The organism is Dactylosporangium sp. NPDC050688, from assembly GCF_040654515.1.
Lineage (GTDB): Bacteria > Actinomycetota > Actinomycetes > Mycobacteriales > Micromonosporaceae > Dactylosporangium.
In genome coordinates this window covers 44,606-70,194 of the sequence record NZ_JBFAIC010000048.1, presented here as the reverse complement: position 1 = coordinate 70,194, position 25,589 = coordinate 44,606, and the positions used below count along the sequence as shown (strand labels likewise).

Here is a 25,589-nt window from a genome sequence, read left to right as displayed (position 1 = left end):
CCTCTCGCGAATCAGTCGAAGACCGGGCCCACGTCGCGGGTGCGCTTGATCTCGTAGAAGCCCGGGGTGCCGGCGACCAGCAGCGTGCCGTCCCACAACCGCCCGGCGGCCTCACCCTTCGGCCGTGGCGTGACGACCGGGCCGAAGAACGCGATGAGGTTGCCGTCCGGACCGGGCACGTGGATCACGGGCGTGCCGACGTCCATGCCCACCGGGTTCATCCCGGCGAAGTGGCTCTCCCGCAGCTGCTCGTCGAACTCGGTGGAGTCCGCGTACTCGGCCAGCTGCGCCGGCAGGCCGGCGTCGGTGAGGGCACCCTCGTACAGCTCGGGGTTGAGCTCCTGCTGCTCGTGGTGGATCCGGGTGCCGAGCGCGGTGTACAGCGGCCGCAGCACGTCGTTGCCGAACTTCTGCTCGGCGGCAATCGCGACGCGAACCGGCCCCCAACCCTTGGCCAGACCCTCTTTGTATCGGGCCGGCAGATCGTCGCGGCCCTCGTTGAGAATCGACAGACTCATGACGTGGAACCGCACGTCAACTGGGCGGACCTGCTCCACCTCAAGGAGCCAGCGGGAGGTGATCCAGGCCCACGGGCACCGCGGGTCGAACCACATGTCTGCGATGATGCGCTCTGCTGCCATGGCGGCGGCACCTCACTTCAGGGAAGCACGCGGGAAACGCTACTGAAAGAGTCGAGAATACGATTCGATCCTTACGCAGCGTTGGCTGCCCCTGCCAGTCGGGCAGCGGGTGACCTGAGCCACTCCTCCGTTGTGCGCCGTGGACATGGAAGACTCAGAGATGGCGCCGTCGACGGGGACGGACACAGCGAACGACAGGAGACGACACGTGGCCGGTGTACGCAACCTACGCCAGGTTGAGGCGGTCGACCGGGCCCGCCTGCTCGACGTTGCGGCGTACGACATCAGTCTCGACCTGACGGACGGCGCCGGCTACCCAGGTGAGGGCACGTTCCGCACGACCACCGAGGTGCGGTTCGCGTGCGCCGAGCCGGGCGCCGACACCTTCATCGAGCTGGCGGTCACGACGGTGCTCAGCGCGACGCTCAACGGCGTCGCCCTCGACACGTCGGACTGGACCCCGCAGACCGGGCTGCGCCTGCCCGGCCTCGCCGCCGAGAACGTGCTGGTCGTCGAGGCCGAGGGCACCTACTCCACGACCGGGCAGGGGCTGCACCGCAGCGTCGACCCCGTCGACAAGGAGGTGTATCTCTACAGCCAGTTCGAGACGACCGACGCGCAGCGGGTCTACGCCTGCTTCGACCAGCCCGATCTGAAGGCGAGCTTCACCTTCCACGTGACCGCGCCGGCGCACTGGCGGGTCATCTCCAACATGCCGCCGCAGCGGCGCGACGGCCTCACCGTGCACTTCCCGCCCACGCCGCGGATGAGCACCTATGTCACGGCGATCTGCGCCGGGCCGTATCACGAGGTCCGCGACACCCACGACGGCATCGACCTGGGCGTCTTCTGCCGCCAGTCGATGAAGCAGTACCTCGACGCCGACGACATCCTGCTCATCACCAAGCAGGGGTTCGACTTCTTCCACGAGGAGTTCGGCATCCGGTACCCGCTGCCGAAGTACGACCAGGTGTACTCGCCTGAGTTCAACGCCGGCGCGATGGAGAACTTCGGCTGTGTGGTGCACGCCGAGCAGCACTACATCTTCCGCTCGCCGGTCACCGACTTCGAGTACGAGCAGCGCGCCAACACGATCCTGCACGAGCTGGCCCACATGTGGTTCGGCGACCTCGTCACCATGCGCTGGTGGGACGACCTGTGGCTCAACGAGTCGTTCGCCGAGTGGGCGAGCCACTGGTGCAACACCCGCGCGACCCGCTTCACCGACGCGTGGACGACGTTCCTGTCGATCCGCAAGAACTGGGGCTACCGGCAGGACCAGCTGTCCTCCACCCACCCCGTCTACTGCGAGATGCCCGACGTCGAGGCGGTCGAGGTCAACTTCGACGGCATCACCTACGCCAAGGGCGCCAGCGTCGTGAAGCAGCTGGTCGCCTATGTCGGGATCGACCCCTTCCTCACCGGGCTGCGCGCGTACTTCCAGCAGCACCAGTGGGGCAACGCCACCTTCGACGACCTGCTGTCGGCGCTGGAGGCCGCCTCCGGCAAGGAGCTGCGCAAGTTCGCCGCGCAGTGGCTGGAGACCGCCCAGGTCAACACCCTGCGCCCGGAGCTGACGATCGCCGCCGACGGCACCTACGAGCAGGTCGTCGTGCTGCAGGAGGCGCCCGCCGCGTACCCGACGCTGCGCACCCACCGCATCGGCATCGGCCTGTACGACGTGGTCGGCGGCGCCCTGGTCCGCCGCGAGCTCATCGAGGCCGACGTCGACGGCGAGCGCACCGAGATCACCACCCTCGCCGGCCGCCGCGCCGCCGACGTCCTGCTGCTCAACGACGACGACCTGACCTACGCGAAGCTGCGCCTCGACCCCCGCTCGATGGACACCGTGTCCGACCACATCCTCGGCATGGACAACTCGCTGGCCCGGGCCCTGGTGTGGACCGCGGCGTGGGACATGGTCCGCGACGCCGAGCTGGCGGTGCGCGACTACATCAAGCTGATCGCGTCCGGCCTGCCCGCCGAGCGCGACATCAACCTGGTCACCGCCACCATCCGGCAGGCGCAGTCGGCCCTGGTGTTCTACGCCGACCCGGCCTGGGCACCGACGGGCTGGCACGTCCTGGCCAACACCGCCCGGACCGCCCTGCGCGACGCCGAGCCCGGCAGCGGCTTCCAGCTCGCGTGGGCGCGCTCGTTCGCGGCTGCCGCCCGTACCCCCGACGACCTGGCGATTCTGACGGGCTGGCTGGACGGCGTGGACGTCCCCTCGGGCCTCACCATCCAGGCCGACCTGCGCTGGGGCATCCTGCACGCGCTGATCGCCAACGGCGCCGCCGACCCGGCCCAGATCGAGGCCGAGCTCGACCGCGACCGTACCGCCAGCGGCGAGCGCCAGGCCGCCCTCGCCCGGGCCCTCATCCCCACCCCGGCGTCGAAGGCGGAGACCTGGCGCCGGCTGGTCGAGGACCACCACCTGCCCAACTGGCTGCAGCGCTCGATGCTGCAGGGCTTCCAGCACTCTGCGCAGGTCGCCCTCACCGCGCCGTTCCTGCCGGCGTTCTTCGACGCCCTCATGCCGGTCTGGGAGCACCGCGACTCCGAGCCGGCCGCGGAGTTCGTCGAGCTGGGGTACCCGTCGTTCCAGGTGAGCGAGGACACGGTCGCCCGGACGGAGGCGTGGCTCGCCGAGCCTGGCCGCCCGGCGCCGCTGCGCCGCCTGGTCGGCGAGGGCCGCGACGGCATCGTGCGGGCGCTCAAGGCCCGCGCCAAGGACGCCGCCGCCGGCTGATCACGGCACCGCCACCGGGGCCCGCGTGACGCGGGCCCCGGTGGTTTTTGTGCCCGGCGCCCGACAGACGACGGCGCGCGGCGGACTTCCCGATCGGGAGCCTGCCGCGCGCCGTCGATGCGCTCTGTGCGGGTGTGACTGGCTGGTGCCGGCCGGCGTGGTCGGCGAGCTGTGACAGGCCGGCGATGAAACCGCCGGCTCGGAGCGGGTGTGGCTAGTGCCGGCCGGCGTGGTCGGCGAGCTGCGACAGGCCGGCGACGAGACCGCCGGCGAGGTCGCCGCCGCCGAAGGCCGCCGCCATCGACAGGGCAGCCAGCTTCGCCGCGCGGTCGGGAAGGCGGCGACGGGCCTCGCCGCCGGTGACGATCTCCAGCACCCGCTGGTTGGGCGAGACCGCGATGAGCACCGAGTGCGGCGGGTCGGCGAGCTGGCCGTGCAGCCGCTCGGCGTGGCCGCGCACCGGCTCGTCGAGGTCGCCGACGTAGATGCTGAAGGTCAGGCCGGTCGAGGAGTCGGCCAGGCGCAGCGCCTCATCGAGGCGCAGCAGCTGGCGCGTGGTGAACGGGCCGTTGAGGACCTCGGGCTGGCCCTTCAGGCCGGGCAGGTTACCACCGGTCACTTGCGCCTCCCATGACGTGCGGCTGCGTCCGCTCGCCGGACCATTCGGTCACGACGGGCGCGCCTGCGGTCAGTTCGGCCCGCCGCGCACCGGTGAGTTCGCGGGCCTTCGCCGTCTCGGTCACCTGCTCGGGCACGGACAGGAACCAGACCGGCGTGAACTCGAACGGCCGGCCGGGCCGGTAACGCTTGCTGCGCCGGGCACCCCCGGCGTAGCTGGCGGCCACGATGAGCGCGATGACCGCGACCGGAATGCCGGCGAAGATCAGCGTCGTCTCGATGATGGACAAGCTCAACGCCCCCAGGCGTCGGAGGGACTAAAAGACCGGCTTCACGTTAGCTGGCCCTGATGACCAGCGCGTTGCCGGGGGGGTATTGCGATCTTCGGCGGAAGATACCGTCTCTTCCATGGACCTCAGCCGCCAGTATGCCGAAACGCGCGACGCACAGGATCCGATCGGTCGCTTCCGTCCGCGTTTCCACATCCCGGACGAGCAGCTCGTCTACTTCGACGGCAACTCGCTCGGCCGGCTGCCGCTCGCCACCAGGGGCCGGCTGCTCGACGCGATCGAGCGGGAGTGGGGCGGCGAGCTGATCCGTGGCTGGGACACGTGGATCGATCTGGCCGGACGCGCCGGTGACGTGATCGCCGAGGGGGTCCTGGACGTCGCGCCGGGCGAGGTGATCCTGTCGGATTCGTCCAGCGTGAACCTGTTCAAGCTGGCGTCCGCCGCGCTCGACGCGAGCCCGGGCCGGCGGGTCGTGGTGACCGACGACGACAACTTCCCCACCGACCGGTACGTCCTGGAAGGGCTGGCCGCGGCCCGGGGCCTGCAGCTGCGGGTGGTGCCGACCGACATCGACGAGGGCATCGACCCGGGGCGGATCGCCGCCGCCCTGGACGACGACGTCGCCCTCGTGTGCCTGTCGCACGTGGCGTACCGGTCCGGCGCGCTCGCCGACATGGTGGCGATCACCACTGCCGCGCACCGGGTGGGGGCCCTCACACTGTGGGATCTGTGCCACTCCGCGGGGTCCGTGCCGGTGCCGCTGCGGCAGTCAGGAGCCGATCTGGCCGTCGGGTGCACGTACAAGTACCTCAACGCCGGACCTGGTGCCCCGGCGTTCCTGTTCGTCCGGCGGGACCTGCAGCCGCGGCTGCGCCAGCCGATCTGGGGCTGGTTCGGCCAGCGGGACCAGTTCGCGATGGGCGCGGGCTACGACCCGGTCGAGTCGATCGAGCGGTTCCAGGTCGGCACGCCGCCGGTGCTCGGCGGCTACGCGGTGCTCGAGGGCGCCCGGATCACCGCGGAGGCGGGCGTGGCGAACCTGGCCGCCAAGAGCGTCGAGCTGCTGCGGTACACCCTCGAGCTCAACGACGCGTGGCTCGGCGACCGGCTGACCCTGGCGACGCCGAGGGACCCGGCCCGGCGCGGGTCGCACCTGACGTTCCACCACCCACAGGCGTGGCAGATCTGCCAGGCACTGAAGGCGGCCGGGGTCATCCCGGACTTCCGGACCCCGCAGCGGCTGCGGATCGGCCTGGCGCCGCTGTACACCCGCTTCGTGGACGTGTGGGAGGGCATGGCGAGGCTGCGGGACATCGTCACCAGCGGCTCGTTCGAGGCGTTCGAGCCGGCGCTGGGGCGGGTGACCTGAGCCACCCACCCGGCAGGCGGCGCGTCAGGCGGCCAGCTGCTGGCCGTCCATCGGCACGTCGAGCCAGTCCGCCCAGCGCGGGTCGGGGGTGCGGTGGCCGAGGACCCGCCAGGCGACGCCCTTCGGCGCGTGCGGGGTGGCAAGCAAACGCCAGCCGAGCTCGGCTGGCGTCTTGTCGCCCTTGGTGTGGTTGCAGCGGGCGCAGGCGGCGACCACATTGTCCCAGGCGTGCCGCCCGCCGCGGCTGCGTGGCATCACGTGGTCGATGGTCTCCGCCGGGCCGCGGCAGTAGGCGCACCGCCAGCCGTCGCGGGCGAAGATGCCCCGGCGGGACAGGCCTATGTGCGTGCGGTACGGCACGCGGACGTAGCGTGTGAGCCTGACCACGGAGGGGACCGGCAGCTCGTTCATCGCACTGTGCAGGATGCCCTCACCGTCGGCGACGGTGACCGCCTTCGCGGTGAGGACCAGGATGGTGGCACGTCTGACAGACACGACACACAGCGGCTCGTAGGTGGCATTCAGAACCAGCGCACCCGATACTCGTGCGGGTCGTATGTCAGGCATCGCCGTCCCCCTAGTGCGTGAAGGAAACTCCCTGGAGAAGGTCTGTGTGGCGGGCCACCGAGGTGGCGGTCCGTGCGCTAATCGTCCCTGATAGATCCTCGGATTGCACGTACTATTTGCGGCCGGCGGGTGAACCTTCGCCCGCCCGCAATGTGGTTTGTGCGGACTTCCCCCGGTTCGCGTCGTTTGCAAGGAGAATTTGTTGAGCAGCGTGCTCGCCCTGTCGCCGCAGCAGGCGCCCGAACCGACGCCGAGCTGCTCCGACAACGGCTTCTGCGCGTTCGTGTACGAGCAGACCAAGATCACCTGGCTGGCGGAGAGTAGCTACTGGATCCTGGTCAAGCCGCTGACCATCGTGATGATCATCGTCCTGGCATTCCTGATCCGGGCGATCATCCACCGGGCGATCGACCGCCTGATCAAGCACACCGTCTCGGAGAACGAGACCGGCGGCTCACTGCTGCGCCCGCTGCGCCGGCGGCTGCCCAACGCGCTCACCGCGCCGTGGGAGCGGCGCAACCAGCGGGCCCGGGCGCTCGGCTCGGTGCTGCGCAGCATCGCCTCGGCGGTGGTGTTCAGCATCTCCACGATGCTGGTGCTCGGTGAGCTCGGGCTCAACCTCGGCCCGCTGCTGGCCAGCGCGGGCATCGCCGGCCTGGCGATCGGCTTCGGCGCGCAGAATCTCGTGAAGGACTTCATCGCCGGGCTGTTCATGCTGCTGGAGGACCAGTACGGCATCGGTGACGTGGTCGACATCGGCGAGACCGTCGGCACCGTCGAGGCGGTCGGGCTGCGGATCACCACCATCCGCGACGGCGCCGGCGTCGTCTGGTACGTGCGCAACGGCGAGATCGTCCGCGTCGGCAACAAGAGCCAGGGCTGGGCCGTGGTCAACATCGACGTACCGGTCGGGTTCGTGGCGATCGACCAGGCCACCGCGGTGCTGCGCGACGCCGCCGCGACCGTCGCCGACGACCCCGACTTCGCCGAGGACCTCATCGACCCGCCGAGCGTGCTGGGCGTCGAGCAGCTCACCGCCGAGGGCGCGGTGCTGCGCACGACGGTGAAGACGTCGACCGAGGCGCAGTGGCGGGTCGGCCGCGAGCTGCGGCGCCGGCTGACCGAGGCGCTGGAGAAGGCGGGCATCGCCGCACAGATCAACGCCTCGCGGATGTTCATCCGCCCTCCGGCCGACAGCAGTGCCGGCGCGGAGACCGGCCCGGGCGGCCCGACCTGAGGTTCCTTCGGTGGACGCCACCACGACTCTTTTGTCCGATCTTGCGGTCAGTTGCGGCCAGCCCACTGGGTAGGGTCGCGCATCGGGTGGCTAGTCGGTTATCGTCCGTTCGTTCAGGTGCACCGCTGCACAATGTCCCGGTCCGGCGCCGTCCGACCCCTCCCGACGCCGGAGCAGACCGGTCTGGCCGCGCCCGCGAACGTTCGACGCCGCTGTCGTGACCGATGGAAAGGGGGCTCCGCCGGTGTCCGACCCCGACGAGTCCGCCGACCGCCCGGCTGGCGCACGGGAGGTCCTCGCCGACCGCGAGTACCGTGCCGTGTTCGCCGCCAGCGCCCTGTCGTGGTTCGGTGACAGCACCGCGCGGGCCGCTGTCATCGCGCTGGTCTATCTGCGCACCGAGTCGCCGATCGCGTCGGCGGCCGCGTTCGCGATCAGCTACCTGCCGTGGCTCGGCATCGGCGCCGTGCTTTCCGCGATCACCGAGCGCCACTCCTACCGCAAGATCATGATCTTGTCGGACCTGATCCGGCTGGGCGTCATGACCGCGCTCGCCGTCTTCGGCGGCCTGCCCGTCGTCGCGCTGATCGGGCTGCTGTTCATCAGCGCACTGCTCAGCCCCCCGTTCGACAGCGCCCGCTCGGCCCTGCTGCCGCGCATCCTGCAGGGCGAGCGGTACGTGACCGCGCTGACCATGCAGCGCACGGCCGGCCAGTTCGCCCTCATCCTTGGCTACGCGGCCGGCGCCGCGCTCACCGCCGTCGACGCGCGCTACGCACTGCTGCTCAACGCCGCCAGCTTCGGGGTGTCCGCCCTGCTGGTCGCCGTCCGGGTGAAGGAGCGCACGCCGAGCCTGACCGCCGACAAGCGCACCAACCTGATGCGCGAGACCGTCGAGGGCTACACGGTGGTGTTCCGCTCCCCCGTGATGCGCTCGATCGCCCTGGTCGTGTTCTGCGGCGTCTGCTTCGGCGTGGTCCCCGAGGGCCTCGCCGCCGCGTGGTCCGCCGACCTGGCGGGCCGCCCCAACGCCGTCTACCTCGGCACGATCATGGTCGCCGCGGCGGTCGGCTTCGTCGCCGGCAGCATCGTGATGACCTGGCTGGTCAAGCCGCAGCGGCGCAACGCGTACATCCGGCCGTTCGCGCTCATCACGCCCCTGGCGCTGGTGCCCGCCCTGTTCGACCTCAACATCTACGGCGTCGTGGCGATGACGCTGATCTCCGGCGCGGCGCTGTCGGGCACGCTGCCGGTCACCAACAGCCTGTTCGTGCAGGTGCTGCCGCCGGCGTACCGGGCGCGCGCGTTCGGCGTGATGCAGAGCGGCGTCCATCTGGTGCAGGGCGGCGCGATCCTGTTCACCGGCTGGCTGGCCAGCCACTACCCGCTACCGGGGGTCGTCGGTTACTTCGCGATCGCCGGCGTGGTGGTCATGGCGGTGATCGTCGCCACCTGGCCTGCGCAGGCCACGATCGCCGACGCGATCGCCGCCAACAAGGTGCGCGTGGCCGCCGACGAGCACTCCTCCGCGCCCGGCTCCGGCAACAACTTCGGCGAGGACTTCGGCGAGGTCACCATCGACCTGGGCCGCGCGCCGCTGCCGACCCGCCGCCCGCGCCCGACGCCGGGGCCGGCCCAGCGCCGGGCGCCGGTCACCGACCCGGCGGAACGCACGGTCGACCTCACCGAGCGCACCGCGGAGCTCGGTCCGCTCCCGCCGCGCTCCTTGAGCCACGGTCGCGGCATAGTTGACGGGTGACGTCCACCGCGAACTTCTACGAGCTCGTCGGCGGCGAGCCGACGTTCCGCAAGCTGGTCGATGAGTTCTACGCCGGCGTGGCCGAGGATCCGATCCTGCGGCCCATGTATCCGGAAGAGGACCTCGGGCCGGCCAACGAGCGGTTCCGCCTCTTCCTGATCCAGTACTGGGGTGGCCCCGGCACCTACTCGGAGACCCGCGGCCACCCGCGGCTGCGGATGCGGCACGCGCCGTTCGTGGTCGGGCCGGCGCAGCGTGACGCGTGGCTGCGGCAGATGCGCCGGGCGGTCGACGCGATCGCACTGGAGCCTGAGCACGAGGCCGTGCTGTGGGAGTACCTGGAGCGCGCCGCCCACTTCATGGTCAACGCCCCGGAGGACGAGCCGGCCGGCGGAATCGGACAGATCGTGTCTTAAGTAACTTTCCTTCGTTAGTGGTGTATGCGCCCCATGTTGGGCGCTTCCCCTGCACTGACGAAGGAGCCGCACGTATGCGCCGACGATTGATCGCCGCCGCCGCAACCGCACTGGCCGCGATGGCGGTCGCCATCCCCGCCTCGGCGGCGCTGAACCATGCCACGACGGTGTCGACGAACCCGGTCGACTACACCCCGAACGTCCTGGATGGCGAGGTGCGCGCGTTCGCGCTCGTCGGCGACGTGGTCGTGGTCGGCGGCGACTTCACCACCGTGGTGCCGGCCGGCAGGAAGGCCAAGCTCAAGCGCAAGAACATCTTCGCGTACCGGTCGACCACCGGCGAGATCCTGCCGTTCGCACCCGAGGCCGACGACGTGGTCCTGTCGCTGGCGGCCGGGCCGAACAACACGGTGTACGCGGGCGGGGCGTTCAAGAAGATCGGCGGCGGCGCGCAGCGCGGCATCGCCCAGCTCAGCCTGGCCGACGGGCAGCGGGTCCCGGCGTTCACCGGCGAGGTCAACTGGGGTGACACCCGCAGCCTCGTCACGTTCGGCCCGTGGCTGTACGCGGCCGGCTCGTTCACCGCGATCGGCGGCCAGAAGCGGGCCGGGCTGGCCCGGCTCAACGCCACCAGCGGCTGGGCCGACACGACCTTCGACGCGAAGCTCGCCGCGCCGAACCTGACCCGGGTCAAGCTCGAGGACATGGCGATCAGCCCCGACGGCTACCGCCTCGCCGCCGTCGGCGCGGTCGAGCAGGCGTTCGGCCAGTACCGGGCCCAGGTCGTCGTGATCGAGAACGCGGCCAACGCGGCCCGGCTCGCCGACTGGTACACCGACGTCTACACCAAGCCCTGCCGGGCCGGGTTCGAGACGTACCTGCGCGGCATCGACTTCGACCCGACCGGCACCTACGCGACGATCGTCTCGACCGGCCGCAAGTGGGGCGACCACCTCATGTGCGACACCGCGGCCCGCTTCGACCTGCGCGGCACCGGCCTGCACAAGCCCATCTGGACCAACTGGACCGGCGGGGACTCGCTGTACTCGGTCGCGGACACCGGCGCCGCCGTCTACGTCGGTGGCCACCAGCGCTGGATGGACAACCCGTACGGCCGGGAGACGGCGGGCAAGGGCGCGGTCAGCCGGCCCGGCATCGCCGCGCTCAGCCCGTCCACCGGCAAGGCCACCGCGTTCAACCCGAAACGCGAGCCGCGCGGCGTCGGCGCCAGGGCCCTGCTCGCCACCCCGTACGGCCTGCTCGTCGGCTCCGACACGGAGAAGATCGGCGGCGAGTGGCACGCACGGCTGGCGATGCTGCCCGTGTAGCACCACCCGGTTCACCGGTTCGGCCCCCGCCGCACGGCGGGGGCCGTTTTTTGTCGGCCGTATCGACGCTCGACGTGCCCCGCCGCCGCCGTTACCGTCGAAGGACAGCGAGGAGGAACGATGGCACCTTCGCCCGCCTACTACGTCTGGTTCGCCAACGGCAGGCCGTACACGCTGATGCGTCCTGCCGCCGCACTCCAGCGGGTCCTGCGCGGGCACAGGCTGACCGTGTACGACTACCCGGACCAGGGACACCTGCGTGCGTCGACGCCCGAGGACCACACCCCGTTCTCCGCGACCGGCTGGCCGGTGAAGTCGGCGTTCGGGGTCGGGCACGCCCTGGATGTGATGCCCCGCACCGACACCGCGGCGGGCCGCGCGGAGAACGCGGCGATCGCCCGGCAGCTGATCAAGGACCGCGACGCCGGCGTCTCCGGCGTGCTGTGGATCAAGTACATCAACTGGACGGACGAGCGGGGCGTCTGCCGCCAGGAACGGTGGATGCCGAACCACACCACCAGGTCCTCGACGGACAAGGGGCACATCCACATCTCGGGCCGGTCGGACTGCGACAGCGACGGCCGGGCCGACGGCTACGACCCGCTCAGCGAAGGAGATCCGTTCATGGCGCTCACCGATCAGCAGCAGCAGGACCTGTGGGAGTGGATCGCCCTGCTGGTCGACCCGGGAGCCCCGGCGAACGGCCGCCCGGGAGACAGGTTCCGCTTCCCACCGCCGCTCAAGGCGCTCTCGACCAGGCTCGGCACGATCGAGGCCGCGCTGGCCGCGTCGGCACAGCGGGAGCAGGACATGCTGACCGCGCTCGCCGCGCTCGCCGCCGGCGGCACCGAGGTCGACACGGCCGCCATCATCGCCACCATCAACGCGCGCTCTTCGGACGTCATCGAGCTGCTCAACGAGCAGGCCGCCCGGATCGCCGAGCTTGAGGCCGAGCTCGAGCAGGCGCGGCAGGCCGCCGCCCAGCCCTGACCGCCGACAAAGCAGGCCGCCCGGATCGCCGAGCCGGGGCAGGCGCGGCGGGCCTCCGACACAGTTCAGCCCCGGTCCTCGGACCGGGGCTGAACTGTTTGCTACATGGGGTGACTGATGGGATTTGAACCCACGACACCCGGGACCACAACCCGGTGCTCTGCCAACTGAGCTACAGCCACCATGAACGTGCTCGCCAATAATAGGGCATGAGCACGGGGATCCGTCGACTGGGTCAGTGCGTCTGGGTGTCGGTTTCCCGGCTCAACTCCGCGGCGATCGCCTTGGCCGCCTCCACGTCCGGCCCGGGCAGCGGGACGAACAAGGTCCGGCGGTAGTACTCCAGCTCACGGATGCTCTCCCTGATGTCCGCGAGCGCCCGGTGCGCGAGGCCCTTCGGCGGCTGCCCGAAGTAGACCCGCGGGTACCAGCGGCGGCACAGCTCCTTGATCGAGGAGACGTCGATCATCCGGTAGTGCAGGTGGTTGTCCAGCCGCGGCATGTCCCGCGCCAGGAACCCCCGGTCCGTGGCGATCGAGTTGCCGCACAGCGGCGCCGTGCGCGGGTCGGGCACGTGCGTGGTGATATACCCCATGACGAGGTCCTCCGCCTCGGCCAGGGTGACCGCCGAGGCCCGCACCGCCTCGGTGAGCCCCGACTTGCCGTGCATCTCCCGCACCACGTCAAGCATGCCGTCGAGCTGCGCGTCCTCAGCGTGGATCACCACGTCGACGCCCTCGCCCAGCACGTTGAGATCCGGGTCCGTGACCAGCGCCGCGACTTCGATCAGCGCGTCCTTCCCCAGATCGAGCCCTGTCATCTCACAGTCGATCCAGACCAAAAGATCACCCACGCCCCACAGCCTAGTGTTCATCTGGCCGACTTCTCACACTCAATGACCCCTCGTTACCTTTATGCTTCGCGCACGACGCACGGCGCCCGCTCCGGGCGCTGGTCATCGGCGCCCTCCGACGTGGCGCACCTCACGTTTCCTGGTCCGCCGCCTCATCGGGGCGTGTCAGCGTGAGGTGGCGGGCTCCTCCTGCTCGTCGACCGCGACCGGCGCCCAGGTGAACTGCAACTCGATCGGCGGCAGCTTCGGCAGCGGCGGCAGCGCGACCGGCCCGGGGCCGTCGTCGAGGTCGGTGGGCGGGAGCGGACGGTCGAGCTCGGACTCGGCCAGGGCGGGTCGCTCCGCGTCATCCTGCGCAGTTCCGGTCTGCGGTACGCCGTCCGCCTCCTCACCGGGCGCCACGATGTCGTCCGTCGGGGCTGCGTCCGTCGGGGCTGCGTCCGTCGGGGCTGCGTCCGTCGGGGCTTCGACCGTCTCCGCCGCATCGGTCTGTGCCTCGGCCGTCTCCGTCGTGTCTGTCTGCGCCTGGGCTGTCGTCGTCCCGTCCGGCTGCGCTTCTTCGTTCGTCGGCTCGTCCGGCCGTGCGGCGGTGGTGGCGCGCTCGTCGGCCACCGGGACGCTCTCGTCGGCTGCCGGGACGTTCTCGTCGGTCGCCGGGGCGTTTCCGTCGGCCGTCGAGACGGTTCCGTCGGTCATCACGACGCTGATCGTGGTGGCCTGACGGTCGTCCTCGGCATCGGTCCGGCTGGTCACCGCCACCGTGACCGCCGCGTCGCGGTTCTTCGGCACGACCGGGTTGAGCAGCGCCGCGATCGGGTCCGACAGGGTTGACAGGTTACGGCGCAGGCCGGCCCGGGTGCCGCCCTTCGTCGGCTGGGACGGCAGCGTCGGCAGCACCAGCCGCTCCTCGGCCCGCCGCGGCGGCCAGGCGAGGATCAGCAGCGCCAGCAGGAACACCGCCGTGCCGAGCATGAGCAGCCCACCGGCCGTCGGCCCGAGCCACGCCGGCGCCAGCCGGGCCGTCACCGCCGCGTCGATCCCCGCGGTGCCGTCCGCGTTCATCACCACGAGCGCCAGGTGCCGCCCCCGCAGCGCCGACGGCGACCAGGTCAGCTGCGCCGCCCCGTCGACCGTGACGCTCTTCGCCAGCCAGAACACCTGCCCCGCCGGCCCCGCGCCACCGCCCGCCGCCGGCCCCGTGCCACCGCCCACCGCCGGACCCGCGGCATTCGGGTCGGCGGGGTTCGCCCCGGCGGGGTTCGCCGCGTTCGGGTCGGCACCGGTGGCGTTCGGATCGGTGCCGGCGCCGGTCGCGTTCGGGTCAGCGCCGGTCGTCCCCGTGCCCGTCGCGCCGGGGCCAGCGGCGGCCGCGTCGGGGTTCCCAGCGGTAGCGTCGGGGTTCCCGGCGGCCGCGTTCGAGTCGCCGGTGGTCGCATTCGGATCACCGGCGGCCGTGTTCGGGTCGCCGGCAGTCGCGCCGGGGTCGCCGCCGACCGTGTCCGGGTCGCCGGTCGACGTGTCCGGTCCGGACGTGGCGCCGGGGTTTCCCACGCCCGGCTCGCCGGAGGCGGCGGCCTGCGCCCCGGCGCCGGGGTCGCCCTGCCGGCCGGCGCTCGCCGCGGCGGCGCGGGTCTCGACCTCGGTCAGCTCGACGGGCAGCGGACCGCGGGCCAGCCGCACCCGCGACACCTGCGCCTGGACCTGCCCGCCGAGGTACCGCTGCACCGCCGTGTCCTCCGCCAGCCCGATGAACAGAGGGCCGCCGGAGCCGACCGCCGACAGGCTGAGCGTCGTCTGCCCACCCCGCGCGAACGGCGCGTCGGCTCGCAGCAGCGCGTCGATGTCCGGCACCACCACCGCACGCCCACTGGAACGCAACCGCTCCAGCCGCGCCGTGAACGTGTCGTCACCGGCACGATGCTCCATGGCCACCCAGAGTCCGCCACCGGCAAGCGCCACCGGCACCGCGATGAGCAGCAGCAGCGCGCCGACACCTGCCCGAACCAGACGCACGACCATGGCAGCGGCCCCTTCCCCCAGCAATCCGAAGCCGACAATACCGCCAAAAATCCGCCTAATTACCTTCTTTCCACCAAACCCGCTGATCGACGCCGAATTCCCCGCCTACGCGCCAGATCGGCCGTGTGCAATACAGCGACCCCGTCATCCGAGACCCACAAGACCCCACTCGGCAGACCGCGCAGCCCCGCCGAACCCGACCACCGCCGGGCACCGCCAAAGGCACCCACCGCGAGACGCCACTGACGCCCGCCACCAACCTGACCACCGCCAGGCACCGCGAAGACATCCACCGCGAGACACCACCGAAGACCCCGGCGAGGCAGCCCCGGACGCAGCAACCGCACAGCGCCGTCGCCGACCCGGACACCACCGCCCGAATCCCACGACGCCCCGCCCCCACCGAATACGCAAAAGGCGCATCAGTCCTCAGACGAACAAGACGCCAACCACACGCCGACCCGCCGCCCGGCCCGGGCACACCGCCGGCCCGGACTCGCCGACCCAGCCGGACAACGCCAGTTGCGCCGGAGCCGCCAACCGAGCCAGACCCGCCGGATGCCGGCTGAGAGCACGCCACTCCCCAAACATCAGCCCCGGATCGGCACCTGCACGGCGATCGTCGTCTGGTTCAGTTCGTCGACCCGGACGGTGAACTTCAGCTCCCACGTCCCCGCCGGCGTCAGCGTCACCGAACCCGACGCGTGGTCCGGCGTGATCGCCAGCGTCGGCACCACGATCGGCTCGATGCCCTTCGACGGCAGCGCCGCCGTCGCCTTCCACTCCGCGACCGACTGCGGTCCCGAGCCGTCGGGCTTCATCGCGTACAGGTGGACGGTGTTCGGCCCGACCCGCCCCGGCGACACGTCAACCTCGAGCTTCACCAGGTTGGTCGTGACCGTCGTGCTGAACGGCCCCTGGGCCGCGTTGTCCCCCGCCTGCGCGCTGCGGGCCGGAGTCGTCTGCACCAGTACCGACGTGAACCCCAGCACGACGACGGCGATCAGCACCTCGATCATGACGGCGCGGCGCAGCCGCAGCCGGTCGGCGGGTTCGGCCGGCGGCGCGTCCACCAGCTCGTCCTCGTCCTCAGCCTCGTCGTCGTCGGCCGTGGCGGGCGCGGGCGTGAAGCGCCGATTGGTGATCCGCCGCGAGTACGCCGCGACGCCCAGCACCACGGCCAGCAGCCCGACCTTGATCATGACGAGGCGCCCGTACGTGGTGCCGGTCAGCGCGTCGACGGTGCCGATCTCCACGAGGGCCTGCGCGGTGCCGGCGAGGACGAGCACGGTGATCGCCAGCATCGCCCACCCCGACCAGACCGGCACGATGGCCGTGAGCTCGCGGGTGTCGGCGCGGCGCAGCAGGAACGCGAACAGCATCACCAGGCCGCCGAGCCACACCGACATCGCGGCGAGATGCGCGGCGTCGGCGACGACGGTGAGCGTCGGCACCGGCGAGGCGCTCGGGTGCCCGGAGATCGGCCAGGTGGCGAGGCCGACCACGCCGAGGATGACCAGCAGCGTCTGGTCGATCTTGCCGGCGCGCCCGGCGATCAGGGGGCGCAGCAGCACCGCGACGGCGACCGCGACCGCGACCCGGATCAGGTGTGCGGCGCCGAACGGGGTGCCGAGCACGTCCCGGGTCGCCGTCGAGGACACGTCGAAGAGGGTCGTGCCGGACGTGTACGGGATCTGCAGGTACAACTCGAGCACCGCGCCGATGGCCAGCAGGCCGGCACCCGTCAGCGCCACCCTGCCGGGGTCGCGGGCGGACAGCCGGCGCGGCCACAGGGCGAACAGCACGAGGGTCGGGCCGACCAGCAGGACCAGGCCGGCGAAGCCGATGAAACGGGCGCCGGACATCGCGTTCTTCACCAGGGCGTCGGTCTTGACGTCGGCGCCGGTGTCGGCTTCGCCGGGCACGGCGGAGACCTGCCCGTAGGAGAAGCTGTAGCCGCCGCTCACGGGGTGGCTGTCCGCGGAGATGACCCGGTAGCTGACCAGATACGTGCCCTTGGGCCCGTCCGCCTTGAGCGGGATGACGAGCTCGGTGTCGCGCGCGACGGGCTTACCGGCGTCGGCGCGGGTGCCGTCAGGTGCGGTGACCCGGATCTTGTCGGCGACGATCCGCACGGGCTCGCTGAACGTGAGCGTGATCTCGCCGGGCAGCTGGTCCACGACACTGCCGGCGACCGGAGCGGTGCGCTCCAGGAGCGCGTGCGCGCTGGCGGGCGCGGCAGGCAGCACCAGGGTCAGCAACGCTCCGAAGAGCGCCGCCAGGGCAATGGACCATGAGCGGCGGGTCATGCCGACCATGATTTCGCGCTTTTGGCGCCGATGCCGCTGCGGGGGTCAGGTTTATACGATGCGTCACGGTGCATGGACGTACCGCTATCCGGCGCCATCGCTGCCACACTCGCGCGATAGAGTGCCGGACCATGACGACGACACGCCTGGAGCCAGGTGACACGGCTCCCGAGTTCACGTTGCAGACGGATCGCGACGAGCCCCTGTCGCTCGCCGACCTCCGGGGCCGCAAGGTCGTCCTCTACGCCTATCCCGCGGCGATGACGCCCGGCTGCACCAAGCAGGCGTGCGACTTCCGTGACAATCTCGCCTCGCTGAAGGCGGCGGGCTACGAGGTGATCGGCATCTCGCCGGACTCCCCGGCGAAGCTGGCGCAGTTCCGCGAGCGCGACGCGATCACGTTCCCGCTCGTGTCGGACCCCGACCGGTCGGTGCTGAAGGCCTACGGCGCGTTCGGCGAGAAGCAGAACTACGGGCGCACCGTGCTGGGCGTGATCCGCTCGACGTTCGTCATCGACGAGAAGGGACACATCGAGCGCGCTCTGTACAACGTCAAGGCGACCGGGCACGTGGCGAAGCTGCGACGGGACCTCGGCCTGGACTGATAGCAAGATCGGCGGCGAAAACACACTGGTAATGCGGCTGAAACGGTCCGTGCCTAGGCTCTCGTCATGGCGGACATCTTCGACGACTACTCGATGTCCGGGGCGTCCGGAGCGATGTTCGAAGCGTGGGACGAGATGTTCGAGCGCCCCGGTCAGCCGCGCTCGCCGTATCGTTCGCTGTTCGCCGCGCTGCAGCCGCTCGCCCCGGCCGATCTGCGGTTCCGCGCCGACCAGCTGGCCCGGGTCTTCACCGACCGGGGAGTCACGTTCGCCTTTGCCGGCGAGGAGCGGCCCTTCCCGCTGGACCTGATCCCCCGCATCCTCGACGCCGGCGAGTGGGACCTGCTGACGTCCGCCGTCCAGCAGCGGGTCAAGGCGCTGGAGGCGTTCCTCGCCGACATCTACGGCGCCGGGCGGGTGTTCGCCGACGGCGTCGTGCCGCGCAAGCTGATCACCACCAGCGCGCACTTCCACCGGCAGGCGTATGGCATCGAGCCGGCCAACGGGGTGCGGGTGCACATCAGCGGCGTCGACCTGATCCGGGACGAGGAGGGCAGGTTCCGCGTCCTGGAGGACAACCTGCGCATCCCGTCCGGGGTGTCCTACGTGATCGAGAACCGGCGCGCCCTGACCCACACCATGCCGGCGCTGTTCGCCGAGGCGCGGGTCAGGCCGGTCGACGACTACCCGGCCCGGCTACTGGCGGCGCTGCGGGCCGCGGCGCCGGAGGGCGTCGAGGACCCCACGGTCGTGGTGCTGACGCCGGGCGTCTACAACGCGGCCTACTTCGAGCACGCGCTGCTCGCCCGGCTCATGGGCGTGGAGCTGGTCGAGGGCCGCGACCTGATCTGCAGCGGCAACCGCGTGCGCATGCGCACCACGCAGGGCGAGCGTCCGGTGCACGTGGTGTACCGGCGGGTCGACGACGAGTTCATCGACCCGCTGCACTTCCGGCCCGACTCGGTCATCGGCTGCCCGGGCATCGTCAACGCGGCCCGCTCCGGCCACGTCACCCTTGCCAACGCGGTGGGCAACGGGGTCGCCGACGACAAGCTCGTCTACACGTACGTGCCGGACCTCATCCGGTACTACCTGTCGGAGGAGCCGCTCATCGACAACGTCGAGACGTACCGCCTCGACGACCGCGACCCCGACGTTCTGCACGACGTGCTCGGCCGGCTCGACCAGCTGGTCCTCAAGCCGGTCGACGGCGCGGGCGGCAAAGGCATCGTGATCGGGCCGCAGGCGTCCGAGGAGACCCTCGTCGCGCTGAGGAAGCAGGTCGAGAAGGACCCGCGGGGCTGGATCGCGCAGCGCCCCGTGGCACTGTCGACGTCCCCGACGCTGCTCGGCGACCGGGTCGCGCCGCGCCACATCGACCTGCGGCCGTTCGCGGTCAACGACGGCAACGAGATCTGGCTGGTGCCCGGCGGCCTGACCCGCGTGGCGCTGCCGGAGGGCGCGCTCGTGGTCAACTCCAGCCAGGGCGGCGGCTCGAAGGACACCTGGGTGCTCGCGCACCACACCGACCCGGCGCCGGCCGCGCCGCGGGCGAGGCTCGTGCCGGAGCCGCGGGACACCGGCGGCAGCCCCCGTGACAGCGGGCCGGCCGCCGCGCAGCTCGCCGGACAGCAGTAGGAGGGGCCGTGCTCAGCCGTATCGCGGAGTCCCTGTTCTGGATCGGCCGCTATATCGAGCGCGCCGACGACACCGCCCGCATCCTCGACGCGTTCCTCGGCCGGCTCCTGGAGGACCCGTGGGCCGATGAGGACGCCGCATGCCGGACGCTGATGTCGGTGCTCGGCGCGCCGGCGCCGCAGGACCGCCGGATCACCACCGGCGACGTGCTGGAGCTGCTGGCGTTCGACGCCGAGGACCCGAGCGCGATCTCCGGCGCCATCGTGGCGGCCCGCGACAACGCGCGCGGGGTCCGCGAGACGATCTCCAGTGAGATGTGGGAGTGCCTCAACGTCACCTGGCACACCCTCGCGTCGCGGCGCGTCGCAGCCGAGCGGCTCGGCCCGACCGTCTTCCTCAGCTATGTCCGAGAACGGGCCGCGGTACTGGCGGGGCTCGCGGAATCGACGATGAGCCGCGACGACGGGTGGCGCTTCCTGGTGCTGGGCCGCAGCCTGGAGCGCGTCGACATGACCGCCCGGCTGCTGTCGATCCAGACGAACACCACCGACGAGGTCACCGGCTGGCGGACCGTGCTGCGCTCCTGCGGCGCCGACGAGGCGTTCCTGCGCACGCACGGCGGGACGTTCGAGCCGCAGCGGGTGACGGAGTTCCTGCTGCTGGACCGGCTTTTCCCGCGCTCGGTGCTGCACGCGCTGGGCACCGCCGAGCAGTGCCTGCGCGACCTGGCGCCGACGACGGAGCGGGCCGGCGTGACCGACGCGGCACGCCGGCCGATCGGGCAGATCAGGACGCGCCTGGAGTACGCCGACACCACCACCCTGCTCGCCGAGCTGCCGCAGCACCTGCGGGCGCTGCAGCAGACCTGCGCCACGGCCAGCGCGGCGATCACCGCCCGCTACTTCCCGCAGTCCACGCCCGTCACCTGGGGCACCGTCGCATGGGGTGGATCATGAGCGGTACGCAGCGAAGCGGAGTAGCCGCTCATCATGGGCGCAGTCTCGGCTCAGGCCGACACCGGAGCGCAGCGGAGGTGGCGGCATGAGCTGGCGTCTGAAGATCAGGCATGTCACCGGGTACAAGTACGCGGGCAACGTCTCGGCGTCCTACAACGAGGCCAGGCTGACCCCACTGACGCTGCCGTGGCAGACGACGCTGTTCAGCCAGGTCGAGGTGACGCCCGGCGCGACCACGTACCGGTACTACGACTACTGGGCGACCCAGGTCACCGCGTTCGATCTGCACCGGCCGCACCAGCAGCTGCGGGTCGTGTCCAGCAGCCTGGTCGAGGTGTCGCCGCCGCCGCTGCCGATGGTCAATCTGAGCTGGTCGGAGCTGGCCACCGACACGGTCCTCGACACGCACGCGGAACTGCTCACCGAGAGCCCGTTGACGGCCGTCGACACGGCGCTCGTCGAGGAGGCGTGGGATGCCATCGCCGGCAGGTCGCCACAGGAGTCCGCCGAGGCGTTGTCGCACTGGGTACGCCAGAACGTCGCCTACGTGCCGGGATCCACGGGCGTGCAGACCAGCGCGCGGGAGGCGTGGAAGCTACGCAAGGGCGTCTGCCAGGACATCGCGCACCTGACCGTCGGGCTGCTGCGGGCCAGGGGCATCCCGGCCCGGTACGTGTCGGGCTACCTGCACCCGAAGGTCGAGGCGGAGGTCGGCGAGACGGTCGCCGGGCAGAGCCACGCCTGGGTCGAATGGTGGGCCGGCGAATGGACCGGGTTCGATCCTACGAACGGCGTCCCGGTCGGCCCGCGGCACGTGGTGGTAGCCCGCGGCCGGGACTACGACGACGTGCCGCCGCTGCGCGGGGTGTATCACGGCGCGCCGAGCAAACACCTCGGGGTCACGGTGGAGATCACGCGGCTGGCGTGAGTAAAGTGATGCCCGGTCGTGGCGTGGGGCCGTAGCCCAATGGCAGAGGCACACGGTTTAGGTCCGTGCCAGTGTGAGTTCGACTCTCACCGGCCCCACTGTTTTCTCGGATGATTTCCGTCGCGCCCGGCTCGTACACTCGGGCGCATTATGACGAAGCTGAACCAGATCATCGCGGTGGAGAAGGGCGTCAAGTCGCGCTCCTTCCAGGAACTCACCGACGCGCACCACGTGCTGCAGAAGCCAGCCCTGCTGGCCGGCATCGCACGCACCTACCGGCCGAAGGACGAGGAGGGCGAGCAGCTGCCGCCCGAGTCGACCCGCGTGCAGGTCAAGGCCGACGAGGTCCTGCGGCAGACCGCCACCATCCTGACCCGGCTCTTCGACGTCACGGCGACGAAGGACTGGACCAACTGCGTCGCGCGCGCCGATGTCGTCGTCGACGGCACGCCGCTGCTGCGTGACGTGCCGGTGTCCTACCTGCTGTTCCTGGAGAAGCAGCTGGTCGACCTGCTGACGTTCGTGCGGAAGCTGCCGGTGCTGGACGCGTCCGAGTCGTGGGCGTATGACGCCTCCGCCGACTGCTACGCCACGGAGCCGACGCAGACCACCCGCACCAAGCGGATCCCGCGCAACCACGTGAAGGCCGAGGCGACCGAGAAGCACCCGGCGCAGGTCGAGGTGTATTACGAGGACGTCGTGATCGGCTACTGGAAGACCGTGAAGTTCTCCGGTGCGCTGCCCGCGCAGCGGATCAACGAGCTGGTGGAGCGGGTCGAGAAGCTGCAGGCCGCGGTGAAGTTCGCCCGCGAGGAGGCCAACTCGGCGGAGGTCGTGCAGCAGGAGGCCGGCGAGAAAGTGTTTCGCTTCCTCTTCGGCTGACGGCTAGGATCGGCGGTGCGCAAGGAGCGCAGACTGAACCTGAGGCTCAGTTTGACAGGTGCGCGCGGTGTCAATGTGGAGGTTCGATTCCTTCCGCCGTCACTCGTGACGGCGTAGCCCAATGGCAGAGGCGGCCGCGGGAGCCGAAACACAAACTCAACTTCTCGCTCCAGTCTGAGCATTCGCCGTTCAACACCGGATCGACCGTTCACAGACCTTGTCGTCGAGGCTACGGGTTCAACTCCCGTTCGGGCCTCCAACCTCGGCCCGATAGCTCAATCGCAGAGCGCGACGCCTTCAAACTGATCTGTGACCTTAAACGTGCCGGTGTGTGCAATTGGGCGGCACACCGAGGCCCGGGGATGGACACTCCCCGGGCTTCACCAATTCCGCCGCGTCAGCGGGCCGCGCTGCGCATCCGGTTCAGGGCCGCCTCGGCCTCGTCGGGGTCGTCGACGCTGACCGTGAACTGGCGACCGGCGAAGTCGAACAGCAGGGCCGGCCCGGACCGTACGATGACCGCCCGCCCGCGACCGGGCACCCAGGTCCATCCCCAGCGCTGGGCGAGATTGGACTGGACGTCGACGGCGCGCATGCTGCTGACCATCCGCAGCGGCACCGTGATCGGCGGCATCGGCAGCAGCCCGTGGCGGATCCGCACGTTGTACATGCTGATCTGCACCCCGACGTGCGCCATCGCGGCGGCCCAGACCAGGGCGGCGAGGCTGGCCGCGCCGAGCAGCGCCGCGGCGGCCAGGGCGTTCGGCTGCTCGATCGGGTGCTCGGGGAAGAGCATCACCGCGGCAGCGGCGCAGGCCACCCCGACGACGAGCCCGACACCGGCACGGCGGTGCCCGATCGCCTGTCCCGACCACAGCAGAAACGACACGCGCGTTGTTCTACCAGAGCGACGCGCCGCGCTGCTGTGACGGTGCACACGCGCGGGCCGCTTCGGCGAGGTGTGTCAGGGATTGGACGACGGCGTTGCTGCCCTCGCCGCCGTGCAGCATCTTGCGCGGCTCGCGGATGCGTTCGACACCGATGGCGTGGGCGCCGGCCCGCTGGGTCGCGGACATGGCGGAGAACGTCGCGCAGACCACCGCTGTCTCGCCGGGCAGCGCGCCGATCGCCGCCAGTACCGGCGCCATCGTGCGCACCGCGGGGTGCCGCATCGCGAAGCCCCGCCCGAGCGCCGGTCCCACGAGGGACCGCAGGCCGTGCTGATGCAGGAAGCGCCCGACGGCCGACTCGCTGTGCGGCGCGTACACGGTGACGGTCCGGCCGGTGGCCCGGCACGCCTCCAGCAGGGCATGGGTGCCCGGCGTCACCGGTGCCCGGCCGGCGGCGTCGACCTCGGCGTCGTGGACCAGCTGCTCGGCCCGGCGGCCCGGGTCCTCGCCGGCCGTGTACGCCTCGGCCAGCATGTCGAACGGGTTGTCGCCGGCGCCGATCAGGATGGACATCCGGTGCCCGGTCTCCAGCAGCATGTCGCGGACCTGCCGGGCGACCGCCTCGGGCTCGGGCAGGAGGTTGCCCAGCACGCTGAACGTCAGTACCACGTGCGCGGTGCGGTCCAGGATCCCGGCGAGGTGGGGCCGGACCCGCAGGGGTGTCACCCCTTGATCATGACGGTTCACCGGCCCCGGCGGGTCCGTTATGCCACGATCACCTCGTCGCCCACGGCGATCTTGCCTCGTCCGTCGAACCCCTCCAGGTCTGGGATCAGGTTGACGCCGAACAGCAGCCCCTGCGGGAACCGGCGGCGCTGCCCGAGGATCCGCAGCGGCTGCCGGCCCTTCTCGCCGGTCTCCGGGTCGACGGTGGTCAGCACGCAGCGACTGCATGCCTTCGGCACGCGGAAGGACACGTCGCCGATGACGACGCGGCCGCCGACCCACCCGTCCTCCGCCCAGGCCGGGGCGCCGCTGACGACCACGTTGGGCCGGAACCTGGTCATCGGGACCGGCTCCTCGCCCGCCTCGACCAGCCAGTCGTTGACCGCGTCGAGCGAGGCGGCGTTGGCCAGCAGCAGCGGGTACCCGTCGGCGAAGCTGACCCGGTCGCCGGGCTCACCGTACTCCGGGTCGACCGGGCGGCGGGTCGGGTCGTCCAGGTACACCAGCGTGGCGGGGCGGCCGATCACACCGGAGATCCACTGGTCGGCGGGCCGCCCGGCCGGCGTCGCGGCGATCGACAGGAAGAAGTGCCGCACGTCGGTCGTGTCGCCGGACGGGTATGGCACCCACAGGTCCTGCGCGCCGGCCGCCCGCAGCAGCAGGCCCCCGTCGCGCGGCTCCGGGCGGATGCGCCCGAGCTGCGGGGTCTCGCGCTGGGTGATCAGCTTCGCGGCGCCGTCGACGATGAGCCAGCGGCGGTCGCCGGCCAGCCCCCAGGGCTCCACCTCGGCGGCGTCGGCCTCCACCCGGTAGCAGCTCTTGACGGGATACGTCGCCAAACAGGTCAACCGCACCTCGCGAGCGTTGCACGGGTACCCCCTGGTTAGGCAACACTCCTGAATGACTTGATGCACTTGACCGAGGCGTGAATGGAGGCATACATTCGTGCCATGACCTCGGAGATGGAGCGACGGCTGCTGGAGCTGTTCGACGGGCAGCGACTCACGCCCGCCCAGCGGCGCATCGCCCGCTGCCTGGTCGACAACGCCGGCCAGGCCGGCTACCTGTCCAGCGGCGACCTGGCGACGCTCGCCGGGGTGAGCCAGCCGTCGGTCACCCGCTTCGCGACCGCGCTTGGCTTCGACGGCTATCACTCACTGCGCGACCAGATCCGGGTCACGTTCGACGGTTATGCGCACCGCCCGCCCCGCGACGACGAGCCGGCCGAGTCCGAGACCAACCAGTTCCAGCAGGCACTGAGCGCCGAGATCGCCAACCTGCAGCGCCTCGCCGACGCGCTCGCCGATCCCAAGCCGCTCGCCGCGGCGGGCGCACTGCTGATCGGCAGCCGGCCGCTACCCGTGTTCGGCATGCGGGCGGCCCGTGCGCTCGCCGACGCGTTCACCTACTTCGCCGCGAAGATCCACCCTGACGTGCGGCTGCTGCACGAGCACGGCAGCCTGCTCGCGGATCGGCTGGATCAGGCGCGCGGGGCGGGCGCAGTTGCCATGCTGGCGTTTGTGCTGCCCCGGTATCCGCGTGAGGCGGTCGACGCGCTGCGGGAGGCCCGCGCCGCCGGGCTGACCGTCGTGACCGTCACCGACTCGCCGGTCAGCCCGGCCGCCGCCGAGTCCGACCTCGTGCTGCCCGCGCCGGTGGGGTCGCGGCTGGTGTTCGACTCCCACAGCGCCCCGACGGCGATGGTGACGATGCTGCTGCAGGCCATGTGCGACGCCACCCCGACCGAGTCCCAGGCCCGCCTCGAGTCCTTCGAGCGGTCCGCCGCCACCCGCCAGGTCTTCCTGCCCTAACCCGA

23 protein-coding genes and 2 tRNA genes are annotated in these 25,589 nt (G+C 71.2%); 14 read left to right on the top strand and 11 right to left on the bottom strand.

The window, feature by feature from the left end; all coding sequences use genetic code 11:
* Nucleotides 1-11: 11 nt before the first annotated feature.
* Entirely contained in the window at nucleotides 12-641 is a 630-nt protein-coding gene (locus tag AB0H83_RS34780; protein WP_360102557.1) for a disulfide bond formation protein DsbA, read from the bottom strand.
* A gap of 160 nt (nucleotides 642-801) precedes the next feature.
* Between AB0H83_RS34780 and pepN the strand changes: the two genes are divergently transcribed.
* On the top strand, nucleotides 802-3,393 hold the full coding sequence (gene pepN, locus AB0H83_RS34775) for an aminopeptidase N (RefSeq protein WP_360102612.1): 2,592 nt from the start codon (nucleotides 802-804) through the stop codon (nucleotides 3,391-3,393).
* Between the two features lie 214 nt (nucleotides 3,394-3,607).
* Here pepN and AB0H83_RS34770 read toward each other — a convergent pair whose 3' ends face one another.
* The gene (locus AB0H83_RS34770) at nucleotides 3,608-4,012 is read right to left on the bottom strand and encodes a DUF5130 family protein (RefSeq protein ID WP_360102555.1); all 405 of its coding nucleotides are present in this window, start codon (nucleotides 4,010-4,012) and stop codon (nucleotides 3,608-3,610) included.
* Nucleotides 3,999-4,301 carry a hypothetical protein gene (locus AB0H83_RS34765; RefSeq protein ID WP_360102553.1) on the bottom strand — a complete coding sequence of 101 codons (303 nt, stop codon included), beginning with the start codon at nucleotides 4,299-4,301 and terminating at the stop codon, nucleotides 3,999-4,001. The genes AB0H83_RS34770 and AB0H83_RS34765 overlap by 14 nt, the downstream gene beginning before the upstream one ends.
* Nucleotides 4,302-4,419: 118 nt before the next feature.
* Between AB0H83_RS34765 and kynU the strand changes: the two genes are divergently transcribed.
* Nucleotides 4,420-5,670 (top strand): kynureninase, encoded by a 1,251-nt coding sequence (gene kynU / locus AB0H83_RS34760; RefSeq protein WP_360102551.1) that lies wholly within the window; start codon nucleotides 4,420-4,422, stop codon nucleotides 5,668-5,670.
* A gap of 24 nt (nucleotides 5,671-5,694) precedes the next feature.
* Here kynU and AB0H83_RS34755 read toward each other — a convergent pair whose 3' ends face one another.
* Nucleotides 5,695-6,237 (bottom strand): HNH endonuclease, encoded by a 543-nt coding sequence (locus tag AB0H83_RS34755; RefSeq protein ID WP_033365933.1) that lies wholly within the window; start codon nucleotides 6,235-6,237, stop codon nucleotides 5,695-5,697.
* A gap of 199 nt (nucleotides 6,238-6,436) precedes the next feature.
* On the opposite strand from AB0H83_RS34755, the gene AB0H83_RS34750 reads away from it, so the two are divergent.
* The 5 genes from AB0H83_RS34750 (at nucleotide 6,437) to AB0H83_RS34730 (ending at nucleotide 11,967) form a co-directional block, all read left to right on the top strand.
* Nucleotides 6,437-7,474: a mechanosensitive ion channel family protein gene (locus AB0H83_RS34750; RefSeq protein ID WP_360102549.1), complete on the top strand. Its 1,038-nt coding sequence runs from the start codon at nucleotides 6,437-6,439 to the stop codon at nucleotides 7,472-7,474.
* Between the two features lie 217 nt (nucleotides 7,475-7,691).
* The gene (locus AB0H83_RS34745) at nucleotides 7,692-9,233 is read left to right on the top strand and encodes an MFS transporter (RefSeq protein WP_360102547.1); all 1,542 of its coding nucleotides are present in this window, start codon (nucleotides 7,692-7,694) and stop codon (nucleotides 9,231-9,233) included.
* Complete coding sequence (locus tag AB0H83_RS34740; protein WP_360102545.1) at nucleotides 9,230-9,649, top strand: globin; 420 nt, start codon at nucleotides 9,230-9,232, stop codon at nucleotides 9,647-9,649. Before AB0H83_RS34745 ends, AB0H83_RS34740 begins: the two co-directional genes overlap by 4 nt.
* 74 nt (nucleotides 9,650-9,723) lie before the next feature.
* Nucleotides 9,724-10,977, top strand: a complete 1,254-nt coding sequence (locus AB0H83_RS34735; RefSeq protein WP_360102543.1) for a delta-60 repeat domain-containing protein — start codon at nucleotides 9,724-9,726, stop codon at nucleotides 10,975-10,977.
* 120 nt (nucleotides 10,978-11,097) lie between these two features.
* Nucleotides 11,098-11,967: a hypothetical protein gene (locus tag AB0H83_RS34730; RefSeq protein ID WP_360102541.1), complete on the top strand. Its 870-nt coding sequence runs from the start codon at nucleotides 11,098-11,100 to the stop codon at nucleotides 11,965-11,967.
* Between the two features lie 106 nt (nucleotides 11,968-12,073).
* Here the strand turns inward: AB0H83_RS34730 and AB0H83_RS34725 are convergent.
* The 4 genes from AB0H83_RS34725 to AB0H83_RS34710 all read right to left on the bottom strand — a co-directional run bounded on the left by AB0H83_RS34725 (nucleotide 12,074) and on the right by AB0H83_RS34710 (nucleotide 17,148).
* Nucleotides 12,074-12,149: transfer RNA gene (locus tag AB0H83_RS34725), tRNA-His, on the bottom strand.
* Between the two features lie 53 nt (nucleotides 12,150-12,202).
* Nucleotides 12,203-12,841 (bottom strand): oligoribonuclease, encoded by a 639-nt coding sequence (orn, locus tag AB0H83_RS34720; protein WP_360102539.1) that lies wholly within the window; start codon nucleotides 12,839-12,841, stop codon nucleotides 12,203-12,205.
* A gap of 144 nt (nucleotides 12,842-12,985) precedes the next feature.
* Entirely contained in the window at nucleotides 12,986-14,839 is a 1,854-nt protein-coding gene (locus AB0H83_RS34715) for a hypothetical protein (RefSeq protein ID WP_360102537.1), read from the bottom strand.
* A gap of 590 nt (nucleotides 14,840-15,429) precedes the next feature.
* Nucleotides 15,430-17,148: a copper resistance protein CopC gene (locus tag AB0H83_RS34710; protein WP_360102535.1), complete on the bottom strand. Its 1,719-nt coding sequence runs from the start codon at nucleotides 17,146-17,148 to the stop codon at nucleotides 15,430-15,432.
* A 131-nt stretch (nucleotides 17,149-17,279) separates the two neighbouring features.
* On the opposite strand from AB0H83_RS34710, the gene bcp reads away from it, so the two are divergent.
* From bcp to AB0H83_RS34680, 6 genes are all read left to right on the top strand, one after another.
* A complete protein-coding gene (gene bcp / locus AB0H83_RS34705) occupies nucleotides 17,280-17,753 on the top strand; it encodes a thioredoxin-dependent thiol peroxidase (RefSeq protein WP_360102533.1) in 474 nt (157 codons plus the stop codon).
* A gap of 66 nt (nucleotides 17,754-17,819) precedes the next feature.
* Entirely contained in the window at nucleotides 17,820-19,391 is a 1,572-nt protein-coding gene (locus AB0H83_RS34700) for a circularly permuted type 2 ATP-grasp protein (protein ID WP_360102531.1), read from the top strand.
* A gap of 8 nt (nucleotides 19,392-19,399) precedes the next feature.
* Nucleotides 19,400-20,347: an alpha-E domain-containing protein gene (locus AB0H83_RS34695; RefSeq protein WP_360102529.1), complete on the top strand. Its 948-nt coding sequence runs from the start codon at nucleotides 19,400-19,402 to the stop codon at nucleotides 20,345-20,347.
* Nucleotides 20,348-20,432: 85 nt separating this feature from the next.
* Nucleotides 20,433-21,275 (top strand): transglutaminase family protein, encoded by an 843-nt coding sequence (locus AB0H83_RS34690; protein WP_360102527.1) that lies wholly within the window; start codon nucleotides 20,433-20,435, stop codon nucleotides 21,273-21,275.
* A gap of 25 nt (nucleotides 21,276-21,300) precedes the next feature.
* A tRNA-Leu gene (locus AB0H83_RS34685) sits at nucleotides 21,301-21,373 on the top strand.
* 52 nt (nucleotides 21,374-21,425) lie between these two features.
* Entirely contained in the window at nucleotides 21,426-22,157 is a 732-nt protein-coding gene (locus AB0H83_RS34680; RefSeq protein WP_360102525.1) for a hypothetical protein, read from the top strand.
* A 397-nt stretch (nucleotides 22,158-22,554) separates the two neighbouring features.
* Here the strand turns inward: AB0H83_RS34680 and AB0H83_RS34675 are convergent, their stop codons facing one another.
* The 3 genes from AB0H83_RS34675 to AB0H83_RS34665 are packed head-to-tail and all read right to left on the bottom strand — an operon-like array spanning nucleotide 22,555 to nucleotide 24,627.
* Entirely contained in the window at nucleotides 22,555-23,046 is a 492-nt protein-coding gene (locus AB0H83_RS34675) for a hypothetical protein (RefSeq protein WP_360102523.1), read from the bottom strand.
* Between the two features lie 10 nt (nucleotides 23,047-23,056).
* Nucleotides 23,057-23,773 carry a hypothetical protein gene (locus AB0H83_RS34670; protein WP_360102521.1) on the bottom strand — a complete coding sequence of 239 codons (717 nt, stop codon included), beginning with the start codon at nucleotides 23,771-23,773 and terminating at the stop codon, nucleotides 23,057-23,059.
* A 38-nt stretch (nucleotides 23,774-23,811) separates the two neighbouring features.
* The gene (locus AB0H83_RS34665; RefSeq protein ID WP_360102519.1) at nucleotides 23,812-24,627 is read right to left on the bottom strand and encodes an MOSC N-terminal beta barrel domain-containing protein; all 816 of its coding nucleotides are present in this window, start codon (nucleotides 24,625-24,627) and stop codon (nucleotides 23,812-23,814) included.
* A 96-nt stretch (nucleotides 24,628-24,723) separates the two neighbouring features.
* On the opposite strand from AB0H83_RS34665, the gene AB0H83_RS34660 reads away from it, so the two are divergent.
* The gene (locus AB0H83_RS34660) at nucleotides 24,724-25,584 is read left to right on the top strand and encodes a MurR/RpiR family transcriptional regulator (protein WP_360102517.1); all 861 of its coding nucleotides are present in this window, start codon (nucleotides 24,724-24,726) and stop codon (nucleotides 25,582-25,584) included.
* The last annotated feature ends 5 nt before the right edge of the window (nucleotides 25,585-25,589 follow it).

Bases quoted from the DNA above. Each gene is read 5' to 3' on its own strand.
- AB0H83_RS34710 (WP_360102535.1), bottom strand. From the start codon at position 17,148: ATGACCCGCCGCTCATGGTCCATTGCCCTGGCGGCGCTCTTCGGAGCG.
- bcp (WP_360102533.1), top strand. From the start codon at position 17,280: ATGACGACGACACGCCTGGAGCCAGGTGACACGGCTCCCGAGTTCACG.
- AB0H83_RS34660 (WP_360102517.1), top strand. From the start codon at position 24,724: ATGACCTCGGAGATGGAGCGACGGCTGCTGGAGCTGTTCGACGGGCAG.
- AB0H83_RS34690 (WP_360102527.1), top strand. From the start codon at position 20,433: ATGAGCTGGCGTCTGAAGATCAGGCATGTCACCGGGTACAAGTACGCG.
- orn (WP_360102539.1), bottom strand. From the start codon at position 12,841: ATGAACACTAGGCTGTGGGGCGTGGGTGATCTTTTGGTCTGGATCGAC.
- AB0H83_RS34700 (WP_360102531.1), top strand. From the start codon at position 17,820: ATGGCGGACATCTTCGACGACTACTCGATGTCCGGGGCGTCCGGAGCG.
- AB0H83_RS34780 (WP_360102557.1), bottom strand. From the start codon at position 641: ATGGCAGCAGAGCGCATCATCGCAGACATGTGGTTCGACCCGCGGTGC.
- pepN (WP_360102612.1), top strand. From the start codon at position 802: ATGGCGCCGTCGACGGGGACGGACACAGCGAACGACAGGAGACGACAC.
- AB0H83_RS34755 (WP_033365933.1), bottom strand. From the start codon at position 6,237: ATGCCTGACATACGACCCGCACGAGTATCGGGTGCGCTGGTTCTGAAT.
- kynU (WP_360102551.1), top strand. From the start codon at position 4,420: ATGGACCTCAGCCGCCAGTATGCCGAAACGCGCGACGCACAGGATCCG.
- AB0H83_RS34730 (WP_360102541.1), top strand. From the start codon at position 11,098: ATGGCACCTTCGCCCGCCTACTACGTCTGGTTCGCCAACGGCAGGCCG.
- AB0H83_RS34735 (WP_360102543.1), top strand. From the start codon at position 9,724: ATGCGCCGACGATTGATCGCCGCCGCCGCAACCGCACTGGCCGCGATG.
- AB0H83_RS34715 (WP_360102537.1), bottom strand. From the start codon at position 14,839: ATGGTCGTGCGTCTGGTTCGGGCAGGTGTCGGCGCGCTGCTGCTGCTC.
- AB0H83_RS34680 (WP_360102525.1), top strand. From the start codon at position 21,426: ATGACGAAGCTGAACCAGATCATCGCGGTGGAGAAGGGCGTCAAGTCG.